Source organism: Streptococcus hillyeri, assembly GCF_003686955.1.
Lineage (GTDB): Bacteria > Bacillota > Bacilli > Lactobacillales > Streptococcaceae > Streptococcus > Streptococcus hillyeri.
The window spans coordinates 68,368-90,836 of record NZ_RCVM01000006.1 but is presented as its reverse complement, the minus strand read 5'-3'; the positions used below and the strand labels follow the sequence as shown (position 1 = coordinate 90,836).

Below are 22,469 nucleotides of genomic sequence, written 5' to 3'. Positions count from 1 at the left end.
TACTTTTTGGTGTATAATAGTTTTGCATCTCAGAATCTTTCTAATTGTTGTTGTGGTGATTACAATTATATCTCTCTGAGATGTTTTTTGATACCCTTAGGTGGCTAACTTCATTTTAGAACTTTCCTATTCGTTTTGGTTTTGAGTTTTTTAAAATATTTTCATAAAAAGTCTTGCTTTTTTTCTGTAAACGTTTTAAAATAATAGAGGTTCTTGAATCTGTTCAAAATTGTAAGCGTTTGTCAAGAGGCTTTGGCAGTAATTTTACAAAAAGAACAAAAAATAAACTTAAGGAGGAACTCAAGAATGGGTATCGGAATCGTTATCGCAAGCCACGGCGAATTTGCCGCAGGGATTCATCAGTCAGGTTCGATGATCTTTGGTGAACAAGAAAAAGTTCAAGTTGTAACGTTTATGCCAAGTGAAGGTCCAGATGACCTCTACGCTAAATTTAACAACGCCATCGCTCAATTCGACGCTGAAGATGAAGTGCTTGTACTTGCAGACCTTTGGAGTGGTTCACCATTCAACCAAGCGAGTCGTGTTGCTGGAGAAAATCCAGACCGCAAATTCGCTATCATCACTGGTCTTAACTTGCCAATGCTGATCCAAGCCTACACTGAGCGTATGATGGATGCTAACGCTGGTGTTGAGCAAGTAGCAGCAAACATCATTAAAGAATCTAAGGATGGTATCAAAGCACTTCCTGAAGAACTCAATCCTGTTGAGGAAACAGCTGCTGCTCCAGTTGAAAAAGCAGCACCACAAGGAGCTATCCCACCAGGAACTGTTATCGGTGACGGTAAACTTAAAATCAACCTTGCTCGTATCGACACTCGTCTCTTGCACGGTCAAGTCGCTACTGGATGGACACCTGCTTCTAAAGCAAACCGTATCATCGTTGCGTCTGACACTGTAGCACAAGACGAACTTCGTAAGAGCTTGATTAAACAAGCTGCACCAAACGGTGTCAAAGCTAATGTTGTACCAATCAAAAAATTGATTGAAGTTTCTAAAGATACACGCTTTGGTGACACACAGGCTCTTATCCTTTTCGAGACACCTCAAGAAGCACTTGAAGCTATCGAAGGTGGTGTTGAGATTAAAGAGCTTAATGTTGGTTCAATGGCTCACTCAACTGGTAAAACAATGGTTAACAACGTTCTTTCTATGGATAAAGATGATGTTGCTACCTTTGAAAAACTCCGTGACCTCGGTGTCCAATTTGACGTTCGTAAAGTGCCAAACGATTCTAAAAAAGATTTGTTTGACTTGATCAACAAAGCAAACGTTCAATAATTATTAGTGATTTAACATTCCAGAAAGGACTATACGAAAATGGATATTACTTTAATTTCCGCTGTTCTCGTGGTCTTTGTTGCCTTCTTAGCTGGTCTTGAAGGTATCCTTGACCAATTCCAATTCCACCAACCAATCGTTGCATGTACCCTTATCGGTCTTGTAACTGGAAATCTCGAAGCTGGTATCATGCTTGGTGGTGCCCTTCAAATGCTTGCCCTCGGTTGGGCTAATATCGGTGCTGCTGTCGCACCTGACGCTGCTCTTGCATCTGTTGCTGCTGCAATCATCTTCATCAAAGGTGGAGACTTCACAAACGTTGGTATCAACGTAGCAACCGCTGCTGCTATCCCACTTGCTGTTGCTGGACTTTTCCTTACAATGATTGTTCGTACAATCTCTGTTGGTCTTGTTCACGTTGCAGATAACGCAGCTAAAGAAGGTAACATTGCTGGCGTTGAACGCGCTCACTTATTTGCACTTGTTCTTCAAGGTCTTCGTATCGCTGTTCCTGCTGCCCTTCTTCTTGCAATGCCTGCTGAAACCGTTCAAGATATCCTCAACATGATGCCTGAATGGCTTAAAGGCGGTATGGCTGTTGGTGGTGGTATGGTTGTTGCCGTAGGTTACGCTATGGTTATCAACATGATGGCTACTCGTGAAGTATGGCCATTCTTCGCCCTTGGTTTTGTATTTGCAGCTGTAACACAATTGACACTTATTGCACTTGGTACAATGGGTGTTGCGATCGCCCTTATCTACCTTAACCTTTCTAAACAAGGTGGAAACGGTGGTGGTTCTACCGGTTCTGGTGACCCAATCGGCGATATCTTAGAAGACTACTAGAAAGGGGCATTATAATGACTGAACAAATTCAATTAACAAAAGCTGACCGTCGTAAAGTTTGGTGGCGTTCACAATTCCTTCAAGGTTCTTGGAACTACGAACGTATGCAAAACCTTGGTTGGGCATATGCACTCATTCCAGCAATTAAAAAATTATACACAAGTAAAGAAGATCAAGCTGCCGCACTAACACGTCACTTGGAATTCTTTAACACTCACCCTTACGTGGCTGCTCCTATCATGGGTGTAACTCTTGCCCTTGAAGAAGAAAAAGCTAACGGTGCTGAAATTGACAACACTGCTATCCAAGGGGTTAAAATCGGTATGATGGGACCTCTTGCTGGTATCGGTGACCCAGTTTTCTGGTTTACAGTACGTCCAATCCTTGGTGCCCTTGGTGCCTCTCTTGCACAATCAACTGGTAACATTGTTGGTCCACTTATCTTCTTCCTTGGTTGGAACATCATCCGTATGGCCTTCCTATGGTACACTCAAGAATTTGGTTACAAATCAGGTAAAGAAATCACTAAAGACATGTCTGGTGGTATCCTTCAAGACATCACTAAAGGAGCTTCAATCCTTGGTATGTTCATCCTTGCTGTTTTGGTACAACGTTGGGTATCAATCAACTTCACCGTTGACCTTCCTGCTAAACAATTGTCAGAAGGTGCTTACGTTGCCTTCCCAGAAGGTGCTATTAACGGTGCTCAATTGAAGGGAATTCTTGGAGATGCCCTCAGCGGTATGAGTCTTGACCAAATGCAACCACAAAGTCTTCAAGGTCAGTTGAATTCACTTATCCCAGGTCTTATGGGACTTCTCTTAACATTTGCCTGCATGCACTTGCTTAAGAAAAAAGTTAGCCCAATCACTATGATTATTGGTCTCTTCGCTCTTGGTATTGTTGCTCGCGTACTAGGTATCATGTAAGAACGTACCATTTCATTTAGAAACTCTCTATACGCAACGAGGCAGGAAAATCCTAGCCTCGTTGTCTTTTCTTAAAAATGGTATACTTTTCCTTTAATCCGTCACTATCTTATACACCTCGAACATGTTATAATGAGCTTAGTGATATCCTAATCTACTCCACCACTCAGCACTGAAGCACGTGATGGACACTAGGAAAACCTTGTAACCATTAGCTCAAAAGTATCTTCAAATCGATCTACTGGATGCTTTTAAGAGTATTCGTAAAGGAGACCAAAATGAACGAACCTCTATTTTTAACCTCACAAATGCACCCTAAAATTTGGGGCGGGACAAAGTTGCGCGATGTTTTTGGCTACACTATTCCTTCCGAAACAACTGGAGAATATTGGGCTATTTCTGCCCATCCAAATGGTGTTTCTACCGTTGCTAATGGAGAGTTTGCTGGACAACCGCTGGATAAACTCTACCGCGAACAACCTCAACTCTTTGGCAATCCGAGTGACGATGTTTTTCCACTTTTGACTAAGATTCTTGATGCCAATGACTGGCTCAGCGTCCAAGTTCATCCCGATGATAGCTATGCTTTGAAACATGAGGGAGAACTCGGAAAAACAGAATGCTGGTATGTCATCGCTGCTGATGAAGGGGCTGAAATTATATATGGGCATAACGCAAAATCATCAGAAGAACTTCAAGACATGATTGAAAAGAGTGACTGGGACAGTCTTTTAACACGTATTCCTGTTAAAGCTGGTGACTTTTTCTACGTTCCTAGCGGTACCATTCACGCTATCGGCAAAGGAATTATGATCCTTGAAACACAGCAGTCTAGCGACACAACTTACAGGGTTTACGATTTTGACCGCAAAGATGATAAGGGGCAGACGCGAGAACTTCACCTGCAACAATCTGTCGATGTGACCTACATTGGTCAACCTCAAAATAGCCATCCAGCTACCTTAAAAACGGGGGATTTGACATCAACCTTACTGGTTTCTAATGACTTTTTCACCGTCTATCATTGGCTGGTCAATGGCAAAGCTGACATGCAGCAGACAGCTCCTTACCTTCTTGTTAGTGTTTTAGAGGGAGAAGGTGACATCAACTGTAGTGGCGCAAGCTTTTCCCTCAAAAAAGGAGACCACTTTATCCTTCCAAACACCATCACAGAATGGACGTTCTCTGGTCAACTTGATCTTATCGCTAGTCATATTTCAGAAAAATAGGAGACTTCATGGCACAATCTTTAAATAAAACAATCAACTTCCAAACAACTGGCGTGTCTTACTTCGGTATTGGTAGCAAGGTTGGGAAATTTCTAGTCGGCGATGCTGCCTTGGAATTTTATCCTGATGTCAATGTTGAACAATACATCCAAATCCCTTGGAAAAACATGCAAAAAATCGGAGCCAATGTGACTGGCAAAAAAATCAGTCGTCACTTTGAAGTATATACCGATAGCGGTAAATTCTTGTTTGCTTCCAAAGACTCAGGAGCCATCTTAAAAATCGCTCGTCAGCATATCGGCAACGAAAATGTCGTTAAACTTCCGACACTCATCCAGCTCATCTGGAACAAAATTCGTCGTAAAAACTAAGAAAAAATCAGGGAAAGGCAATGAACTTTCTCTGATTTTTTAGTCTTTTTTTGCTATAATAAGTCCCATGACTAAAAAAATTATTGCTATTGATTTGGATGGAACGCTGTTGAGAAGCGATCACACCATCTCTGATTATACTGTTAACACCTTGCAAAAAGTTCAGAAGAAAGGCCATCAGGTAATTATCTCTACAGGCCGCCCTTATCGCACTGCTTTTCCATATTATCAGCAGTTGGGACTTCACACACCGATGATTAATTTCAACGGTTCTCTCACGCACATTCCTGAGAGCAAGTGGGCTTACGAGCATAGCGTGACGATTGATCGTCGTTATCTTTTAGAACTTTTGGGAAAAGCTGAGCAGATTCAAGCAGATTTCATCGCCAGCGAATACCGTAAGAAATTTTATATCACAACCGATTTTCCAGAGACCATTGAACCTCAATTGTTTGGAGTGTCTAAAATCACAGACAAGATGAAATTAGTGACTGAGAAAATCACTAAAAATCCTAATGCTATCTTGTTCCAGACTAGAGTTGAGGATAAATACGCACTCGCAAGTGAGTTGCGCCAGCATTTTTCAGAAGAAATGGAAGTGGATTCGTGGGGTGGACCGCTCAATATCTTGGAATGTTCTCCTAAAGGGGTCAACAAAGCTTACGCTCTCAAATACCTGCTGAACGCTTTAAATATCGATAAAAGTAAACTCATCGCTTTTGGTGACGAGCACAACGATACTGAAATGCTTGCTTTTGCCAGCACAGGTTATGCGATGAAAAATGCCAATCCGCTCCTTCTTGATTTTGCTGATGAGCAAATCGCTTGGACTAATAACGAAGATGGGGTTGCTAAGACATTAGAAGAACTCTTTCTGTAACTAAACCTTTGAGTTTCTAGATTAAGCTACTCTGACCATAAACAAAAGCCCTTAGCTAGCAACTACGCTTTTAACACACGATTTAACCATAGAATGAATTTGGAGGAGGATTATGCCTGATAATTTAGCATTACGGATGCGACCAAGAAATATTTCAGAAGTCATCGGCCAGAAACACCTCGTTGGGGAAGGCAAGATTATTCGCCGTATGGTTGATGCCAATATGCTATCTTCCATGATCCTCTACGGACCTCCTGGTATTGGCAAAACCTCGATTGCTAGTGCCATCGCTGGAACAACCAAGTGGGCTTTCCGCACCTTTAACGCTACGGTAGATAGTAAAAAGCGTCTCCAAGAGATTGCTGAGGAAGCTAAATTCTCTGGCGGTCTCGTTCTCCTGCTTGATGAGATTCACAGGCTTGATAAGACTAAGCAAGATTTCCTATTACCGCTGTTAGAAAATGGCAATATCATTATGATTGGGGCAACGACAGAAAATCCCTTTTTCTCCGTCACTCCTGCCATTCGTTCACGTGTCCAAATTTTTGAGCTAGAACCTTTATCCAACGGTGATATTAAAGAAGCTATTAAACAGGCTATTTCAGACAAAGACCGTGGCTTTTCCTTTGACGTTAAACTCGATGAAGACGCCCTAGATTTTATAGCTACCGCTACAAATGGTGACCTTCGTTCAGCCTATAATTCACTTGATTTAGCTGTGATGTCTACGCAAGAAGATAATACTGGCTGTCGGCACATTACTCTCGAAACGGTCGAGAATAGCTTGCAACGAAGTTATATCACCATGGACAAAGACGGAGATGGACACTACGATGTCCTCTCTGCTCTTCAAAAATCTATCCGTGGTTCTGATGTCAATGCTGCGCTACACTATGCAGCACGGCTCGTTGAAGCTGGGGATTTACCAAGTCTTGCCAGACGATTAACTGTGATTGCCTATGAAGATATTGGACTTGCCAACCCTGAGGCACAAATCCACACCGTAACCGCTTTAGAAGCAGCTCAGAAAATCGGCTTCCCTGAAGCTCGCATCCTGATTGCCAATGTTGTCATAGACTTAGCCCTCTCACCTAAGTCCAACTCAGCCTATGCTGCTATGGACGCTGCTCTAGCTGATTTAAGAAAATCTGGTAGTCTACCAATTCCAAGACATCTCCGTGATGGGCATTATTCTGGCAGTAAAGAATTAGGAAATGCCGTTGATTACCTCTACCCACATGCCTATCCCGAAAAATGGGTGAAACAGCAATACTTACCAGATAAACTACTAGGCGCTAACTATTTCCAAGCCAACGATACTGGAAAATACGAACGCGCCCTAGGAGCTAACAAAGAACGAATTGATTACTTATCACAGTAATGAAAAATCCCTGCCAAGGCAAGGGATTTTTTACTATTACATTACGAATTTGGGTCATCTAGTGAGCGTCCGTGAAGACCTTTCTCACGTTGGAGTTGACGTAATTTTTCTGGTGTCACGTCATTCCCATCTTCATCGACGACTTTAATACCTGCAATATGGTGACGAACCGCACGACGGTAACCTTCGATGTATTCTTCACGCAATTTAGCTTGCTCAACTTTTTCCTCAGCGGTTAAACCAACTGATTTTTTCTTACGCGCTAGCTCATTGATACGGTCAATTTTTGCTTGTTCCATACCTACTCCTTTCTTTATAGCTTATGATAGTGTCCATTTTCCTTCATTATCTGGTAAATAAGCCTCTTGAGGATTCAGAGGATTATAACGTATTCGGACCCTTTCAAGGTCTGGTAACTTAGATTTCATTTCGTATCCAATAGGGATTGGACCTAGTTTATAGACCTTCCCCATACGGTAGATAATAACGTCATAAATTTCATAGTACTTACCATCTACTGAATAAGAATAAATATTGACACGAGACTTTTTAAAAGGCAAAACCCTCGAAAAATAGCCGATTGTTTCGTGTGTACAATTCTGCTTTAATGTTTTGCGCCTCACCGCTGGTCTAGCTTGTCCTTTCTTTCGCTTATAGGTTGTACGAACCCAGCGAAAGATGAAAAAGAGAGCGATAATCAACCCAAAAACCTGTAACGGTATTAGGACATAAAAAGTCATCATATTTCTTATGTCATAGAAAAGTTCCATTTAAGCTTACTTCGTATTCAACTGGTTAAAGGTAGCTACAGTGTTGGCTTTTGAGGCTAGGCTAGCAAGAAGTGCCAAACGGTTTGCTTTCACTGCTTCATCGTCTGCCATAACCATTGTATTATCAAAGAAAGCATCAATAACTGGGCTAAGCGCAAAGAGTTTCACTAATTTTTCAGAAACACTACCTGTCAATGTCAAGCTAGAGATAGCTTCTGCTAATGCTTTTTCAGAGTCATTTTCAAATAGGCTGCTGTCAACGGCTACCGTAGCGTCAGCTTTTTCCGCCAAATTAAAGACACGAGAGAGTGACTCAACTGCTGCTTTGTAGCCATCCGTTTGACTAGCCGCCACAAGGGCTTCTGCCGCTGCCAACATCTCTGGTACAACGAAGGTAGAGCCTGCAAGAACAGCTTCCTTGATGTCTTTTGGCGTTTTGCCCATCATCTTGTCCACACGCGCCTTGATAAAGCTGATAACCTCAGCCTTGTTGTCATAGGTCAAGCTATCAAATGATAGGGCGTAAAGGCTGTCAACCAGCTCATCCATTGGAATAGTCCAACCAAAGGCATCCAAGATACGGACAATCCCTTGAGTCGCACGGCGAAGGGCGTAAGGGTCGTTAGATCCACTCGGAATGAGTCCTACTGAGAAGAATGATAAGAGGGTATCTAGCTTATCAGCCAAGGCAAGCACCGCACCAACCTTTGTCTCAGGAAGCTCACCCTCGGCTGAATTTGGCAAGTAGTGCTCACGAATCGCTGCCGCAACAGCCTTGTCCTCACCCGCAAGAAGGGCGTATTTCTCACCCATAATCCCTTGAAGCTCGTCAAACTCACCAACCATGCCTGTCAAGAGGTCAAACTTGTAGATTTGGCTCGCACGGTCAACCGCAGCTGTTTCTTCTGCTGACAGACCAGCTTGTTTGGCAAGTGACGCGGCAATGACTTGAGCACGGTTCATGTGCTCAGCAAGAGAACCAATCTTCTCATGGAAGGTCACGTTTGCTAATTTTGCCACAAGGTCAGCAATCTGCAATTTTTGGTCTTCACGCCAGAAGAATTCCCCATCTTCCAAACGTGCCACAAGCACTTTTTCATTTCCTTTAACCACATTTTCAATGTGCTCAGCGTTACCATTACGCACCGAAATGAAGTTTGGCATGAGTTTACCAGCCTGATCACGCACCACAAAATAACGTTGGTGGTTTTTCATTGAAGTGACCAAAACTTCCTCTGGAACATCAAGGTATTTTTCATCAAAGCTACCCATGAAGGCAGTTGGGTACTCGACAAGGTTCAAGACCTCATTCAACAAGCCTTCGTCAATCTCCACCTGAACATTTTGTTCTGTTTCAATCGCCTTAATTTGCTCCACAATCATGTTTTCACGCTCTTTAGCGTCTGCGATGACAAATTGGCTGCGCAAATCAGCTTCGTAAGAATCTGCTGAGGCAATCTCAGTTTCTTGCCCCAAGAAACGGTGACCACGGCTGACGCGTCCAGAATGGATATCCAAGAAGTCAAGCTCCAGCGCCTCATCATCCAAGAGAACTGTCAAGGTGTGAACAGGACGAATGTACTCAAAACTGTTCTTAGCCCAATGCATGCTGACTGGGAACGTCAAGCTAGCAAGCACCTCAGGCACCCCTGCAAGGACTTCCTTAGCCGGTTTACCAGCTTCATTTTTCGTCACATAAACGTACTCTTCGCCTTTAATTTCTTCAAAGCGAATATCGGCAGTTGTCAATCCTTTACCACGAACAAAACCTTCTGCTGCCTTGGTAAAGTTACCATCGCTATCCAAAGCAATTTTCTTAGCAGGACCTTTAAAGTCCTCTGTCAAGTCTGTTTGAGCATCTGCCAAACCTGTTACTCGAACTGCCAAACGGCGTGGCGTTGAGAAGGTTTGAATACCCTCAAACGCCAAACGATTATCCGTTAAAAAGGCTGCCATTTTTTCACCAAGTTGTTTTTCACTTGGGGTTACAACGTAGGCTGGAAGTTCTTCCAAGCCAAGTTCAATTAATAAATTTTTAACCATAATTCCCTTTCTTTTTAACACTAGCCTTATGTGATGGGGACGCCAGCGACCTCCTACGGAGTTCCATGGCTAAGTTGAGAGCCTCAGTCTCTCAACCTTCCCCCAATTGTCACCATAGCTGGTGACAATTTTTTCATCACTGCGGCTAGTGTTCAGCTTTGAGCGACCTACGGTCGCGCTATTTTTCGCTTTTTAAATGTCTAATTTGAACTACTCTGCGTCTTCCGCTAACAATTTAACGCGTGTTTCTTCATCCAAAAGTGGGAAGCCGAGTTTTTTACGTTCTGCGACAAAGGTTTTAGCGACAACACGAGCAAGGTTACGGATGCGGGCGATGTAGCCAGCACGTTCTGTTACAGAAACGGCACCACGCGCATCAAGCAAGTTAAAGGTATGTGAACATTTAAGCACATAGTCATAGGCTGGGTGCACCAAGCCTTCTTCCAAAGCACGCGCTGCTTCTTTTTCAAATTTCTCAAAGTTTTCAAGAAGCATGTCTTGGTTTGAAATTTCAAAGCTGTATTTTGAATGCTCAAACTCTGGTTGCAAGAAGATTTCACCGTATTTAACCCCTGGTGCCCACTCGATGTCATAAACCGAATCCACTTCTTGGATATATGACGCCAAACGTTCCAGACCGTAAGTTACCTCAGCAGTTACAGGACTTGTTGCCAAGCCACCGACTTGTTGGAAGTAAGTGAACTGAGTGATTTCCATTCCATCAAGCCACACTTCCCAACCAAGACCAGCTGAACCAGTTGATGGGTTTTCCCAGTTATCTTCAACGAAACGAATATCGTGTTCTAACGGGTTAATCCCCAATTTTTCCAACGACTCAAGGTAAAGTTCTTGAATGTTTGACGGTGATGGCTTCATGACCACTTGGAATTGGTCGTGTTGGTACAAACGGTTTGGGTTTTCCCCATAACGCCCATCCGCAGGACGACGACTTGGCTCTACATAAGCCGCATTCCAAGGCTCAGGACCAATCGCACGCAGGAAAGTGTAAGGCGACATAGTTCCCGCACCTTTTTCATTATCGTAAGCCTGCATCAACATACAGCCTTGATCATTCCAGTATTGTTGCAAGGTCAAGATAATTTCTTGGAAAGTTAATTTTTTAGTTGACATGAATTACTCCTTTTTATTTTTGTAAAATGGCTGGCGCTAGCAATGAAAAAGAACCACGCTCCCCACTCCCATGCCATCTGACATAGGGGCGTTGAAAACGCGGTTCCACCCTAATTTATTACTTCATTTATTTCGTTGTTAACTTGACACGTCAAGCGAAAGCGCCAATTACTCTGCATCCCTATTCGGCTTCCACCACCCCGAACTCGCTAAAGAAACAGTCAGAATAACATTCTTTCTTGGAAAATATTATAGCAGAAAATGAAGAGGTTGTCTAATATCCACGCAGAGATTTTATCTCTTTGTAGATATCCTTTCGGAATTTCCCAAGAGGAATGTTTTTAATATCCTCTTCAAAGATAGCATCACCATAAATCATACGGTCGATTTCGTCATTAGTTAATTCAAGATTAAAGGATTCATTAAAAATACTACTTGAGCCTCCCACCTCACTTTTGAATAGTTCTTGCAACTCTTTGCGATAACCCTTCGAATACCTTTCCTCTCTTTTCAACATGTTACGAACATCTATATGATGAATTTGGTAAGCTTCCTCTAGTCGAATAGCCTCAAAATCATTTTTTCTTCTATCACTAGTTGCTATCTTAATCTCCATATCTCCCAAAGAAGTGTACTGATACCCAAAAGTAAAATTATCTTCTTGCTTGGGTTTTAAAAAAGGATGGATATGAAAATTTTGAGTTGATTTGATATGATTACAGGCACCGCACGTTGGAATCAAGTTGTAAAGACTAACAGCCAAAAATGGGTAGTCATCTTTACTATAAAAATGATCCATTTGTGCTGAGAATTTATCACCTCTATTGTTGATAAAATTTCGGTTACAGTAGGGGCAAACTGTAATAGCTAAGATTTCAACAAGGAACATATTCATTTGTCCGCCGCCTCTTATCGAATCAACTTTCTGACTCATGATTCCACTAGATTTTTGATATTGTTCTTTTAACAAATACGCTGCCTTGACTTTCTCCGGCACTAATTCTATATCCTCTTTATTAGGTTTCTTTTTTCTCAATTTATTAAAATCATCACGAAATTTGCTAACATCTATCTCTGCAACCAATTTTTCAATTTTCTCAGGTGACATCAGGATTAAATTTTTTAAAATAGTCTTCTCATGTATCAGTCCAAGCTCGCCAAGAAGTTCCTTATCACAACAGTCATTAAAAAATTGTTTCAATAATTTACTTTTGTTTCCTAATCTAAATTTTGTAGCACTATTGTACAGCTTTTGAATGGCATCAAAGTATATCATTTCAACAGATTTATCTTGGTTGTTAACCTGATGATAACTACTCGTATCTATATAAATCATTTATCATTCCCTATTTTCTCATCCGCTAATAATTTTAGAGCACGGTGTTTATCTTCTTCTGATAAAGCAGAAAATTCTTTTATCAGTTTGGTACCTACTTCTTCTTTGGGTTTAAATATAGACAAAGAATCAAATAATGCCAGCAGTTTTTTTCTAATAAGTTCCTCACCAATATTATCTATTATCTTTTTATAATAAATTGCTGCACAGGAATCGTCTATATCTCTTTCAGAAGTAGATATATAATTTTTCTCTAAGAAGTCTCGTAGTTCATTTTTGATATTTATCTGACGTTCATCTTCAAATTTATCTCTCTGTTCTGATTTCTCCAAAAATGCTCCATCTCTTAATTTATTTTGAAATTCTTGCTCAAATTCTCTCTTTTTACTTGCATTCTGACCTTTATCGTTCTTATCAAATTCTGTTTTGAATTCTTTTTTCCACAATTTAATAAAACGCTCTCTTATATAGTTATCTTTATCGTCCCAATTAGATAACCGATACAAAGATTGAATTAAAGCATTCATAACCTTAGTGGAATACTCTCCTTTAGTACTCTCTAAGAAGAAAGAATCAGTAAATAAATCATGAATATTTTGACCAAATGTTAATTTTTTCTCCTCATAGCCATATTGAACAATCCGATCGCCAGTTTCCTGGTCCTTTTTAAGCATGATGACATTCTCAGAATAGATATCAGATAGCATAATTGGCGAATGTGTTGTCATAATAATTTGCACACGCTTATCCTTAAATATCTCACTAATAATGGGAAGCGCAATGTTAAGCCAACGTCGTTGCCATTCGGGATGGAGACCAAGATCAACTTCGTCGAATAGTATTACAAGACTACCTTTAGTTCCCTCTTTTTCAACAGAATTTAATCTTCCAAATTGGTTTAATAAAGAGTATTCCCCAGAACTCAAGCCTTTCCAGTCTAGAGACCAATATTCCCTTAGTTGTTTCAATAATCGAAAATGATAATTTCCCTCCGGTATAGGTGAATTTAAAAATTTAATAAAATTCATCAATAACTCTCTATGATAAAGAATAGTATTTTCATCTGCAATCAGATTAGAAATAAATTCTTTAAAATTCTCTGTTTCTATATTAAACAGTGCATTTTCTTGTTCTCCACTGAAATTAAAAACATCATCAAAGATTTCTAACCAAACTTGAAAATCTTTCATATACTTATCATCTAAATCTAAATTGTTTTTTAAGTTTTCAAACAACTCACTATCTTCCATTATACTATAGGCATAAAACTTTGATAATATCTCTGCATAACTTTCAGGATTCCCTCTAAGATTACTGTTTTTACTATTATCAATCCCACTTACTATTTTATTTATAGAAAAAGGAATCTTTGGATTTGCTTTTAATACTTGACATAACTCTTGTACATCTCTCTGATTTGAATTTTTACGTTTATCAGATAAAGCTAAAATGCTGATAAAGCATCGTCTATAGGCATTGATTATTGTAGATTGTAATTCTTCTAAATCATCCTTGTATTGTAATAAATCAAGATATGAAAAACTATTATTCTCGTCATCAAGATATTTACTAACTCGCTCCCCAATTGCATCTTTGATAGCTTCTATATTTATTTTGTAATAATTACAAAATTGTTCTTTAATTTTTTCAATCTCTTTATCATCAATTCCAATTTCTTTTAAAAGGGATTCATTAATTCTCTCATCAATGAATTCATCAGCAGACTCCAATACATTGTATCCGTAATTATAAACACCCCACCTATAAGCTAAATTATCTTCTATTGACTCTCTATAATTTCTATCACGATCAACTCTTCCTTTATCAATTCCAAGACGAATACTCTTGGTTGAAAAATCAACCATATCGCTCAACCGACTTTTAAAGCTTTCTCCTTTTTCATTTGTCCGAATTAAAAAAAGTATTTGATTTGTTGCATCTTGTCTTATAAAACTTTGATAATCTATCCCTCTTTCATTAATCAAACTAATTGTACTTTTATCTTGGCCGAATACTTTATCAGATATTCCATTATCATCATAATTTAATTCTAAACTATTAGAGATAAGTATGGTATCAACCTTGGAATGGTTACTATTCGCAAATGGGGAGTCAAATTCAAGTTCTTCTCCTTCCGAATTAAATAGATTGAATACCTGATAGCCTTTCGAGCTTATTCTTTCCCCTTCAGGTACCAGTCTAAGATGTATCCAATTAGTATTCTGTTTAAAAATCAAATATATTTTTTTGCCACTCTCATAAAATTGAGGCTTTGAAAGACTTCTCATCAATCTCGTCTTACCAACACCATTTTCACCAACAATAACTGTCACATCCTCAATTCCTTGTGAATACAGTACTTTTACATAGTCTTCTTTTTCAATAACTTTAAAATTCTTATCATGAATATGCTCAAGTTGTACATCAGGTAAAAAGTTAATAACATCATATTTACCATTTTTTTCTTCTATCATTGCTACTAAGCGCATGCCTTCTTTCGTCATCACATCATCTCCAGTGTATTCTTTTTCTCTATTATACGTTACTTGAAATAATTATTAAAACAAAAGCACAACTCTAATATTGATTCACACAAAAAACCTAGAAAAACAGTCATTTCAATTCTGTCTCCCTAGGTTTTTCTTCATTATCTCATCCAATTGAGTCATTACATTTCTAATAAATAACATTGTTCAATTAGCTAATTCAACAGAGGTATCTTTCGATTAGTTAATGACCATTTTCGATAAAGGTGAAAGCCAGCTACTTGTCTTTTCCTACTTCCCCCCTCATGTACTCACTATAAGAACGCCACTACACCTCTTTGACTAACCCTATTTTCCCTAAACCTGCTCTCTCTGCTCCTTATTTTTTATAAAATCTATTTTTTCCTCAACTTTTTCGTCAAATCTGTTGAAATTTATGACATTTCCTATATAATATATACTGTATTATTTTGTAATTTTTAAAGGAAGTTCTATGAAATCATCAAAAAGCGAGTATTTTTACCTTTTTCTCAGTGTCATCGTCCTATCAGCATTGGCTGCCCTCTATCTAGTATTTGGTCAAAACTTTGGTACTTATCAATCAAGCGCCCAAACAGCTAATACTGCTTCAAAAGTTGCCCAAGAAGCAACAGCTGAAAAAGACCTATCACCTGAAGAGAAGCATTTAATGGAATTAGAGGCAGCTCTCTCAGATTTAGAAAAAGCGCCAAGCAATGAAGCTTTAGTAGCTCTTCAAGATCAAGTCGCAACTGTTGCGGATCAAGCTAAGAAAGATGGTCTTCAAAAACGTCTTGATGCGGTAAGCACAGAATTGGCCAACCAAGCAGCAGCTGAAACAGCCGTCGCAAATGCTGAAGGCTACCAAATCCTTTATAATGTCGATGTTGCACAGGCTGCGATTAACCTACTGACTTCTGCTGATAAAAAAGCTGAGCTCCAAAAACGACTTGATACGGTATCTGCAATTATTCAAGCTACCTACGTTGAACAAACGACACTAGCTGTCCCTCAACAATAAGAAAAAGTGCCACAGTGTGGTACTTTTTTGTATATAGTCCAGTGACTATATCATTTACCTACACAATAAAAAAGCGTAACGCCAGCTTTTAAACTCTGTCCTTACGCTTCTTAGTTTATAACAATCTTAAAAATTCTTATCTATCCGATAATCATTAAGCAATTTCATATCCCATCAAAATGCCACCTTCTTCGGCATAGAATGAACAGAGTCCAGATGTTGGAACAGCTTGGATATCTGCACCTGGAAACTTGGCATGGATAGCTTCACGAATTTGTTGGCAAATTTTATCATTATTGCGATGCGCAATAATAGCCTTGCCACCTTGGTAACCTGCTTTTAGCATTTCATCAACTAAAGCAACCACCGCTTTTTTCTGTCCGCGAGGTTTTTGAAGAAGCTCTAGTTTGCCTTCTTCACTGGCTTCACCAACCATACGAATATTAAGCAAGCCTACCACTTTTCCAAGTAATTTGCTCAAACGCCCATTTTTAACCAAATTATCAACTTTGGCAAGGGCAAAAATCAGCTTTGTTTTGGCTTGATAGGCTGTCATTTCCGAAACAACTTCTTCGAAACTCAGCTCTTTGGCAATAAGCTCATTCGCATGGCTCACTAAAAGATCAAGCTCTCCCCCTGCTGACAGACTATCAACAATATGAATGTTGATATTAGGGTGATTTTCAAGAAACATCTCTTTAGCCACACGAGCACTGTTATAGCTTCCTGAGAGACCACCAGTGATGGTAAAGACCAAAATATTTTGTGCGCCTTCAAAAGCTCTTGCATAGGCATCTGGGCTTGGACAGGCAGAACTTGCTGCCGCAGATGAAGCGTACATATTAGTCATCATACGATCAATGTCAAGCCCACTATCATCTACATAGACCTCAGATCCAATTTGAATCGTTAGCGGGACAGAGACAAATTTAGCACTTGCCGCTAGATTTTCGATTTCTCTAAAGTCACAGCCTGAATCGGCTACAATTTTCCAAGTCATTGTTCTCCTCCAAGAGATTTGTTTTAATTATCAAAGTATCTTCATTATAGCATATTATTGCTATTTTTACCAGCCCTAACTACACGAGAGCATAAGTTTCAATAGCTCTTGCCACTCCTGCGTCATCACAAGTAGCAGTTTCATACTTTGCGACTGCCTTAACCGTCTCACTCGCATTTCCCATAGCAACGCTGACACCTGCAAATTCTAGCATTTCTAAATCGTTCTCAGCGTCTCCTATTGCCATCACCTCATCTGGAGAAATGCCTAGCTCTGCTGAGAGTTTAGCTAAAGCACTTGCCTTTGTGACACCTGTTGGCATAGCTTCATAGATGTAGGATTGGCTGCGAACCGTACTAAATTTTTCTGATAACAGGGCTTCTTGCTCTTCTTGGAAAACATCTAACACTTCCTTATCAGCTAGGTACATTGCTTGAAAAATTGGTGCATTACCAAAGACTGTAACATCATTGACTGGTTTTGCTTTGGTAAAAACAAGCCCTGCATCGTAGGCGACGATCTCTGGCACCTCAGTATCTAAAACCGTATAATCAGTCTTATCTGCAAAGGTCAAATGAACCCCTGGATAATCTACGCTAGCTTTTGCCAAAAGAGCAACGTCCTCACGTGACAGCTCCTCATAAGAATGTAAACTCCAGTCAGAGGTATGATGAACCGAACAACCATTGTTTAAAATAGCGTACTCATCATGTCCTGCAAAATCCAGCTGTTCAAAATAAGGAATAACACCAGACTGCATACGCCCTGTGCAGATTACCACCTTGATGCCCGCTTCTGCAGCTTTTCGGATAGCACGGATATTATCTTCAGGAATCTTTTTATCGTGATTGAGAAGTGTGCCATCCATATCTATTGCAATTAATTTTATCATATTCAATCCCTAGAACTTCTGTTTGTAATCCAATCCAACATCACTGATATATCAAGCTTTTAGAAGATTACCGCGAAATGAATTATCTTTAAAAACGCAGACAACTCAAAAAATACAGCAAGCCGAAAGCGACGATTTCAATTCAAATAACTAATAGTAGAAGTTCTTAACCTTTCTCTATTATTATAGCATAGAATAAAAAGCGGTAAAGAAAAATATTACCGCTTTCATCAATGAGGTATTTCCTAATAACTGTACTTAATACGTATCACCTTATCACATCTCTTTTGTCCATTTTGCTTTTGGTAGGTGCCAGTTGCGTTTGACGCCATAAACTCTTAAGGCTGTGATAATGACAACCAAAAGGTAGTAGGCAATTTCTCCCTTAATAAAATGAAAATGGATTAATACTGCTGCTAAGATTGACCATCCTGCATAAATTTCACTTCTGAGAATTCCTGGTTTTCGTCCCGCTAAAACATCACGAACAACACCGCCACCTGTTCCCGTTAAAACTGCGGCAACAATGACTGCACTCAAGGGTTGACCAAGGTTTTCAGCATAAATCGCTCCTTGAATCGAAAAAGCTGCAAGACCTATGGCATCTGTGAGAAGCCCTGCTTTTTCCCAATGACGCGTCACCAGCTGAGGCATGAAAATGAGCAAAAGCATGGCAATAAAAGCTACATTAAACCCAATCCCTTGGCTCCAAAGGGCAGACATAGGAAGCCCAATTAGCAGATTTCTGATAGTTCCACCGCCAAAAGCCGTCATAAAGCCTAGAACAAAGATCCCCAAGATATCAAAATCTTCTTCCATCGCAACAATGGCTCCCGACAAGGCAAAAGCAACCGTTCCAATCAAACTTAAAATATTCCAAAATGTCCCGTCCAATGTTCATACCAAAACCGTCTGACATAAGAGCTATCCCCCATATAAGACCGCTTCATATTCCTTCTAAAAAATAATTGTTACCTGTTTTGCGAGTCCGTTTGTCTATTTAGCGACGTCCTCTTTTAGCTCTCTTAGTTTACCATGATTTGATGAGAAAGAAAAGGGTTACAGTTATGAAAAACGAGACTGGGACAAAATGTCTCAACCTCCTTTTTGGGATAGAAATAGCAGATTGACGCAGTGGTTGATCGGAAGTCTCTAACTGGACACTTCTTCATTTTCAAGTGTCCACCTAAAATAGTCCACTAGACTATTTTACTACCACGCAATCGTTAGCGGCCATCCTATACGAACGTGATGAACTTCGTTCATCTTATTTCCTAATTACACTTCTTCACCTAGCTCAAATTTTGTTCCTTTTAGAGCGCCTTTGAGCAAGAATTTCAAAGGTTTTCCTTCAATTGTTGCTTGTTTTTTCTCTAGGTCAACTTGAACAGATTTGACACCTGGAACTTTTGACAGTTTTTCAGTGACTGTTTTGACACAGCCATCACATTTCATTCCGAGAATTTGATAAGTTTTCATATGTTTTTCCTTTCGTTTGATAACATTTTTCTGGGTTCTTATTATCTAAATAGCTAAAACTTTTTAAATTTTAGGCGCAGGCTATTTGCTACCACAGAAACCGAGCTAAAGCTCATCGCAAGCCCTGCTAACATGGGATTCAGAAGCGGTCCACCAAAGAGATGCAAGATTCCCATCGCCACTGGAATGGCTAAGACATTGTAGATAAAGGCCCAGAATAGATTTTCCTTAATAGTGGTCAGGGTAGCTCTGCTAATTTGCAAAGCCTTTACCACATCCATCAACTCAGGCTTCATCAAGACAACATCCGCCGATTCAATTGCGATATCAGTACCAGCTCCCATTGCAAGCCCAATATCTGCCAAAGCTAGAGCAGGCGCATCGTTGATGCCATCACCTACCATCGCCACCTTTTTACCTTGGGCTTTGAGGTCAGCAATGACTTTAGCTTTCTGATCTGGTAAGACTTGGCTAATAACCTGATCAATCCCTGCTTTTTGGGCAATGGCAGACGCCGTCACCTCATTGTCTCCTGTCAGCATAATCACTTCTAGACCTTGCTTTTTCAATCTCTCAAGCGCTAGCTGACTGTCGTCTTTCAGCTGATCAGCTACCCCAATTAATGCCACAAGACGACCATTAATAGCTGCGAATACTGGCGTTTGACCTTCTCTTGTTAACCTGACAAAATCCTCTTGGGTTACCGATAAATCAATAGCATTGTTTTCCATGAGGGCGCGATTGCCGACTAGAAGTTCCAGCCCTGCAACCTTGCCTTTTAGACCAAATCCAGACAAGGACTCAAAATCAACAACTGTTTGTAAGGCTAATTGCTCTTGTTTTGCTTTGTGGACAATGGCAGAGCTAATAGGATGTTCTGACAAACGTTCCAAAGAAGCCACGAGTTGCAAGATATCCCCTCGACTATCATAGCTATAAAACGATACCAGCTCTGGCTTTCCTCTTGTAATCGTCCCTGTTTTGTCAAAAACGATGGTATCCACTTGATGTGTCATCTCAAGACTATCACCTGTTTTAAAGAGAATGCCGTTAGAAGCCCCCAAACCAGTTCCCACCATGATAGCCGTTGGTGTCGCTAGCCCCAAGGCACACGGGCAGGCAATGACAAGAACTGCCACCGCAACCGTCATTGCAAAGGTGAAACTCTCACCACCAATAACATACCAAGCTAAACCAGAAACAGCCGCAATCACCATTACAATCGGAACAAAGACGCCTGAGACACGGTCTGCCATTTTAGCAATCGGTGCCTTGGTTTGTTGGGCATCTTCAACTAATTTAATAATCTGCGAGAGGAGGGTTTCTTCTCCTAATTTTTCAGCAAGAATCGTTAACGACCCTTGTAAATTGATGGAGCCTCCGAACACTTGGCTATCTATCCCCTTTTCTACTGGAATAGACTCACCTGTTAGCATTGATTCATCCACAGAAGATGTTCCAGAGATAACTTTGCCATCTACTGCAATCTTCTCACCTGGACGGACAATCACATGGTCACCTAGCACTACCTGATCAATAGGAAGTGTCATTTCCTGACCATCCCTAAGCACACGCGCTTCTTTAGCTGATAAATGCATCAATTTCTTGATAGCCTCAGAAGTTCTACCTTTTGACAAGGTTTCAAAAAACTTACCTAGCGTAATGAGGGTTAAAATCACCGCAACTGACTCGTAATACAACTCATGGGCAAAATGATAGTGTCCTAATAAAATGTGGTAAGAACCATATAAACTATAAAGAAAAGCGGCGCTGGTAGCCACTGCCACTAGACTATCCATATTGGGATGGCCTTTAACGAGTGCTCTAAACCCATTGCTATAAAACCGCCTGCTAATCACCATAACTGGCACAGTCAATAGAAACTGACTGAGGGCAAACAGTATCGACGAGGTTTCATGCGCCAGCCATTCTGGCAGAGGAAGTCCTAACATTGACCCCATAGAAATATAAAGCAAAGGGACGGTGAATACAGCAGACCAGATTAATCTCGTCTTCATCCCCAAAAGATGTTCTTGCTCTCGCTCCTCTTGACTTTTTTCTTGCCCTTCAACAAAGACATGAGCCCCGTATCCAGCATCTGCAACTGCTGCAGCAATCACCTCTGATGAAACTTTTTCACTGTCAAAATTCACAGACATTTTCTCCGTTGTCAAATTGACCACCGCAGATTCAATACCATCAAGTTTTTTTACCGCATTTTCAACATTTAGCACGCAAGAAGCACAAGTCATCCCTTCAACCAGAAAAGTTTCTTTCATCTTACTCATCAGTCACCTCCATATGACGAGCGCAGCGACATTGCCCTGGTTCGCAGTTACAAACGACACGCTCAACTGCCTGTTCTTTTTTGGACAACAGCAGAGCTTCTAACCGTTCAATATCAGATAAGGTCATCGGTGTTTGTGAGATCAGATGGTCAATAAGACTAGTATGCTCTGTCATGCAAATTTTAGCAAATACACCATCAACTTCCGAACGATGAGCCTCTTTTTCTGAAATTTCAGCTTGGTAAAGATAGGCTCTCCCCTGCCGCTGACTTGAAACCAACCCCTTATCCACCAAGCGACCAAGCAACGTCTTAACAGTAGAAGGAGACCAAGACCATTTACGAGATAAGGTCTCTATAATCTCTGAACTTCCAACACGTTCCTTTGCCCAAATCACTCGCATGATTTCCCACTCAGAATCTGAAATGTGATACATAAAAACTCCTTTCTGTTTGATTTACATCTGTAAATTTATTTTATCACCATTTTGAAAAAATGCAAGTTTTATGTCTACATTTGTAAACATTATATGTGAAATAAAAAAACTCTAGCGAATGCTAGAGCTTTAAACTTATGCTGTTTTTTCAACACTCACGATTTTCACTTCGTAGCTACCTGCAGGTGATTCAATAGTAGCAAGATCACCTTTTTTCTTACCGATAAGTGCTTGAGCGATTGGGCTTTCATTAGAAATCTTACCTGAGAAGATATCTGCTCCAGCAGCACCAACAATGTGGTAAGTGTCTGTATCTGTTGTTCCAACTTCTTGGACGATAACAGTCTTACCAATAGCAACTTCATCTTTAGCAATCGCATCGCTATCAACGATTTCTGCGTAGCGAATTTTCGTCTCAATTGTCACAATTTGTCCTTCGATGAAAGCTTGCTCATCTTTTGCTGCATCGTACTCAGAGTTCTCTGAAAGGTCGCCATATGAACGTGCAATTTTAATACGCTCAACAACTTCTGGACGACGCACTAATTTAAGTTCTTCTAATTCTTTCTCAAGTTGCTCTTTCTCAGCAAGGGTCATAGGGTAGGTTTTTTCAGCCATCTTTTTCTCTTTTCTT

General features: G+C 40.2%; 21 protein-coding genes. 8 read left to right on the top strand and 13 right to left on the bottom strand.

The window, feature by feature from the left end; translation table 11 throughout:
- Nucleotides 1-306 precede the first annotated feature (306 nt).
- From EAF07_RS04615 to EAF07_RS04585, 7 genes are all read left to right on the top strand, one after another.
- Nucleotides 307-1,299 (top strand): PTS sugar transporter subunit IIB, encoded by a 993-nt coding sequence (locus EAF07_RS04615; protein WP_121835129.1) that lies wholly within the window; start codon nucleotides 307-309, stop codon nucleotides 1,297-1,299.
- A gap of 39 nt (nucleotides 1,300-1,338) precedes the next feature.
- On the top strand, nucleotides 1,339-2,145 hold the full coding sequence (locus EAF07_RS04610; protein ID WP_121835127.1) for a PTS mannose/fructose/sorbose transporter subunit IIC: 807 nt from the start codon (nucleotides 1,339-1,341) through the stop codon (nucleotides 2,143-2,145).
- 14 nt (nucleotides 2,146-2,159) lie between these two features.
- Nucleotides 2,160-3,074: a PTS system mannose/fructose/sorbose family transporter subunit IID gene (locus EAF07_RS04605; protein ID WP_121835125.1), complete on the top strand. Its 915-nt coding sequence runs from the start codon at nucleotides 2,160-2,162 to the stop codon at nucleotides 3,072-3,074.
- A 278-nt stretch (nucleotides 3,075-3,352) separates the two neighbouring features.
- On the top strand, nucleotides 3,353-4,303 hold the full coding sequence (manA, locus tag EAF07_RS04600) for a mannose-6-phosphate isomerase, class I (protein ID WP_121835123.1): 951 nt from the start codon (nucleotides 3,353-3,355) through the stop codon (nucleotides 4,301-4,303).
- Nucleotides 4,304-4,311: 8 nt separating this feature from the next.
- On the top strand, nucleotides 4,312-4,674 hold the full coding sequence (locus EAF07_RS04595; protein ID WP_121835121.1) for a DUF956 family protein: 363 nt from the start codon (nucleotides 4,312-4,314) through the stop codon (nucleotides 4,672-4,674).
- Between the two features lie 67 nt (nucleotides 4,675-4,741).
- Nucleotides 4,742-5,554 carry a Cof-type HAD-IIB family hydrolase gene (locus tag EAF07_RS04590; RefSeq protein ID WP_121835119.1) on the top strand — a complete coding sequence of 271 codons (813 nt, stop codon included), beginning with the start codon at nucleotides 4,742-4,744 and terminating at the stop codon, nucleotides 5,552-5,554.
- Between the two features lie 112 nt (nucleotides 5,555-5,666).
- Nucleotides 5,667-6,935, top strand: coding sequence for a replication-associated recombination protein A (locus EAF07_RS04585; protein WP_121835117.1), 1,269 nt, complete (start codon nucleotides 5,667-5,669; stop codon nucleotides 6,933-6,935).
- Nucleotides 6,936-6,976: 41 nt separating this feature from the next.
- On the opposite strand, the gene EAF07_RS04580 is transcribed toward EAF07_RS04585, so the two are convergent.
- The 6 genes from EAF07_RS04580 to EAF07_RS04555 form a co-directional block, all read right to left on the bottom strand.
- On the bottom strand, nucleotides 6,977-7,234 hold the full coding sequence (locus EAF07_RS04580) for a DUF896 family protein (protein WP_121835115.1): 258 nt from the start codon (nucleotides 7,232-7,234) through the stop codon (nucleotides 6,977-6,979).
- Between the two features lie 21 nt (nucleotides 7,235-7,255).
- On the bottom strand, nucleotides 7,256-7,678 hold the full coding sequence (locus EAF07_RS04575) for a hypothetical protein (protein ID WP_142925589.1): 423 nt from the start codon (nucleotides 7,676-7,678) through the stop codon (nucleotides 7,256-7,258).
- Nucleotides 7,679-7,711: 33 nt separating this feature from the next.
- A complete protein-coding gene (gene glyS, locus EAF07_RS04570) occupies nucleotides 7,712-9,748 on the bottom strand; it encodes a glycine--tRNA ligase subunit beta (protein ID WP_121835112.1) in 2,037 nt (678 codons plus the stop codon).
- A 210-nt stretch (nucleotides 9,749-9,958) separates the two neighbouring features.
- Entirely contained in the window at nucleotides 9,959-10,879 is a 921-nt protein-coding gene (glyQ, locus tag EAF07_RS04565; RefSeq protein ID WP_121835111.1) for a glycine--tRNA ligase subunit alpha, read from the bottom strand.
- A 274-nt stretch (nucleotides 10,880-11,153) separates the two neighbouring features.
- Nucleotides 11,154-12,215: a hypothetical protein gene (locus tag EAF07_RS04560; protein WP_121835110.1), complete on the bottom strand. Its 1,062-nt coding sequence runs from the start codon at nucleotides 12,213-12,215 to the stop codon at nucleotides 11,154-11,156.
- Nucleotides 12,212-14,719, bottom strand: a complete 2,508-nt coding sequence (locus EAF07_RS04555) for an AAA family ATPase (RefSeq protein ID WP_121835109.1) — start codon at nucleotides 14,717-14,719, stop codon at nucleotides 12,212-12,214. Before EAF07_RS04555 ends, EAF07_RS04560 begins: the two co-directional genes overlap by 4 nt.
- 475 nt (nucleotides 14,720-15,194) lie before the next feature.
- Here EAF07_RS04555 and EAF07_RS04550 point away from each other — a divergent pair, with 475 nt between their 5' ends.
- Nucleotides 15,195-15,740, top strand: a complete 546-nt coding sequence (locus tag EAF07_RS04550) for a peptidase (RefSeq protein ID WP_121835108.1) — start codon at nucleotides 15,195-15,197, stop codon at nucleotides 15,738-15,740.
- A 154-nt stretch (nucleotides 15,741-15,894) separates the two neighbouring features.
- Here the strand turns inward: EAF07_RS04550 and EAF07_RS04545 are convergent, their stop codons facing one another.
- The 7 genes from EAF07_RS04545 to greA form a co-directional block, all read right to left on the bottom strand.
- A complete protein-coding gene (locus EAF07_RS04545) occupies nucleotides 15,895-16,740 on the bottom strand; it encodes a DegV family protein (RefSeq protein WP_121835107.1) in 846 nt (281 codons plus the stop codon).
- 79 nt (nucleotides 16,741-16,819) lie between these two features.
- Nucleotides 16,820-17,632: a Cof-type HAD-IIB family hydrolase gene (locus EAF07_RS04540; RefSeq protein WP_121835106.1), complete on the bottom strand. Its 813-nt coding sequence runs from the start codon at nucleotides 17,630-17,632 to the stop codon at nucleotides 16,820-16,822.
- 276 nt (nucleotides 17,633-17,908) lie between these two features.
- On the bottom strand, nucleotides 17,909-18,526 hold the full coding sequence (locus EAF07_RS04535) for a trimeric intracellular cation channel family protein (RefSeq protein ID WP_121835105.1): 618 nt from the start codon (nucleotides 18,524-18,526) through the stop codon (nucleotides 17,909-17,911).
- 384 nt (nucleotides 18,527-18,910) lie between these two features.
- Nucleotides 18,911-19,111: a heavy-metal-associated domain-containing protein gene (locus tag EAF07_RS04530; RefSeq protein ID WP_121835104.1), complete on the bottom strand. Its 201-nt coding sequence runs from the start codon at nucleotides 19,109-19,111 to the stop codon at nucleotides 18,911-18,913.
- 53 nt (nucleotides 19,112-19,164) lie between these two features.
- On the bottom strand, nucleotides 19,165-21,399 hold the full coding sequence (locus EAF07_RS04525) for a heavy metal translocating P-type ATPase (protein WP_425452086.1): 2,235 nt from the start codon (nucleotides 21,397-21,399) through the stop codon (nucleotides 19,165-19,167).
- Nucleotides 21,392-21,835: a CopY/TcrY family copper transport repressor gene (locus EAF07_RS04520; RefSeq protein WP_121835103.1), complete on the bottom strand. Its 444-nt coding sequence runs from the start codon at nucleotides 21,833-21,835 to the stop codon at nucleotides 21,392-21,394. The genes EAF07_RS04525 and EAF07_RS04520 overlap by 8 nt, the downstream gene beginning before the upstream one ends.
- A gap of 135 nt (nucleotides 21,836-21,970) precedes the next feature.
- Nucleotides 21,971-22,453: a transcription elongation factor GreA gene (greA, locus tag EAF07_RS04515; RefSeq protein ID WP_121835102.1), complete on the bottom strand. Its 483-nt coding sequence runs from the start codon at nucleotides 22,451-22,453 to the stop codon at nucleotides 21,971-21,973.
- Nucleotides 22,454-22,469 lie beyond the last annotated feature (16 nt).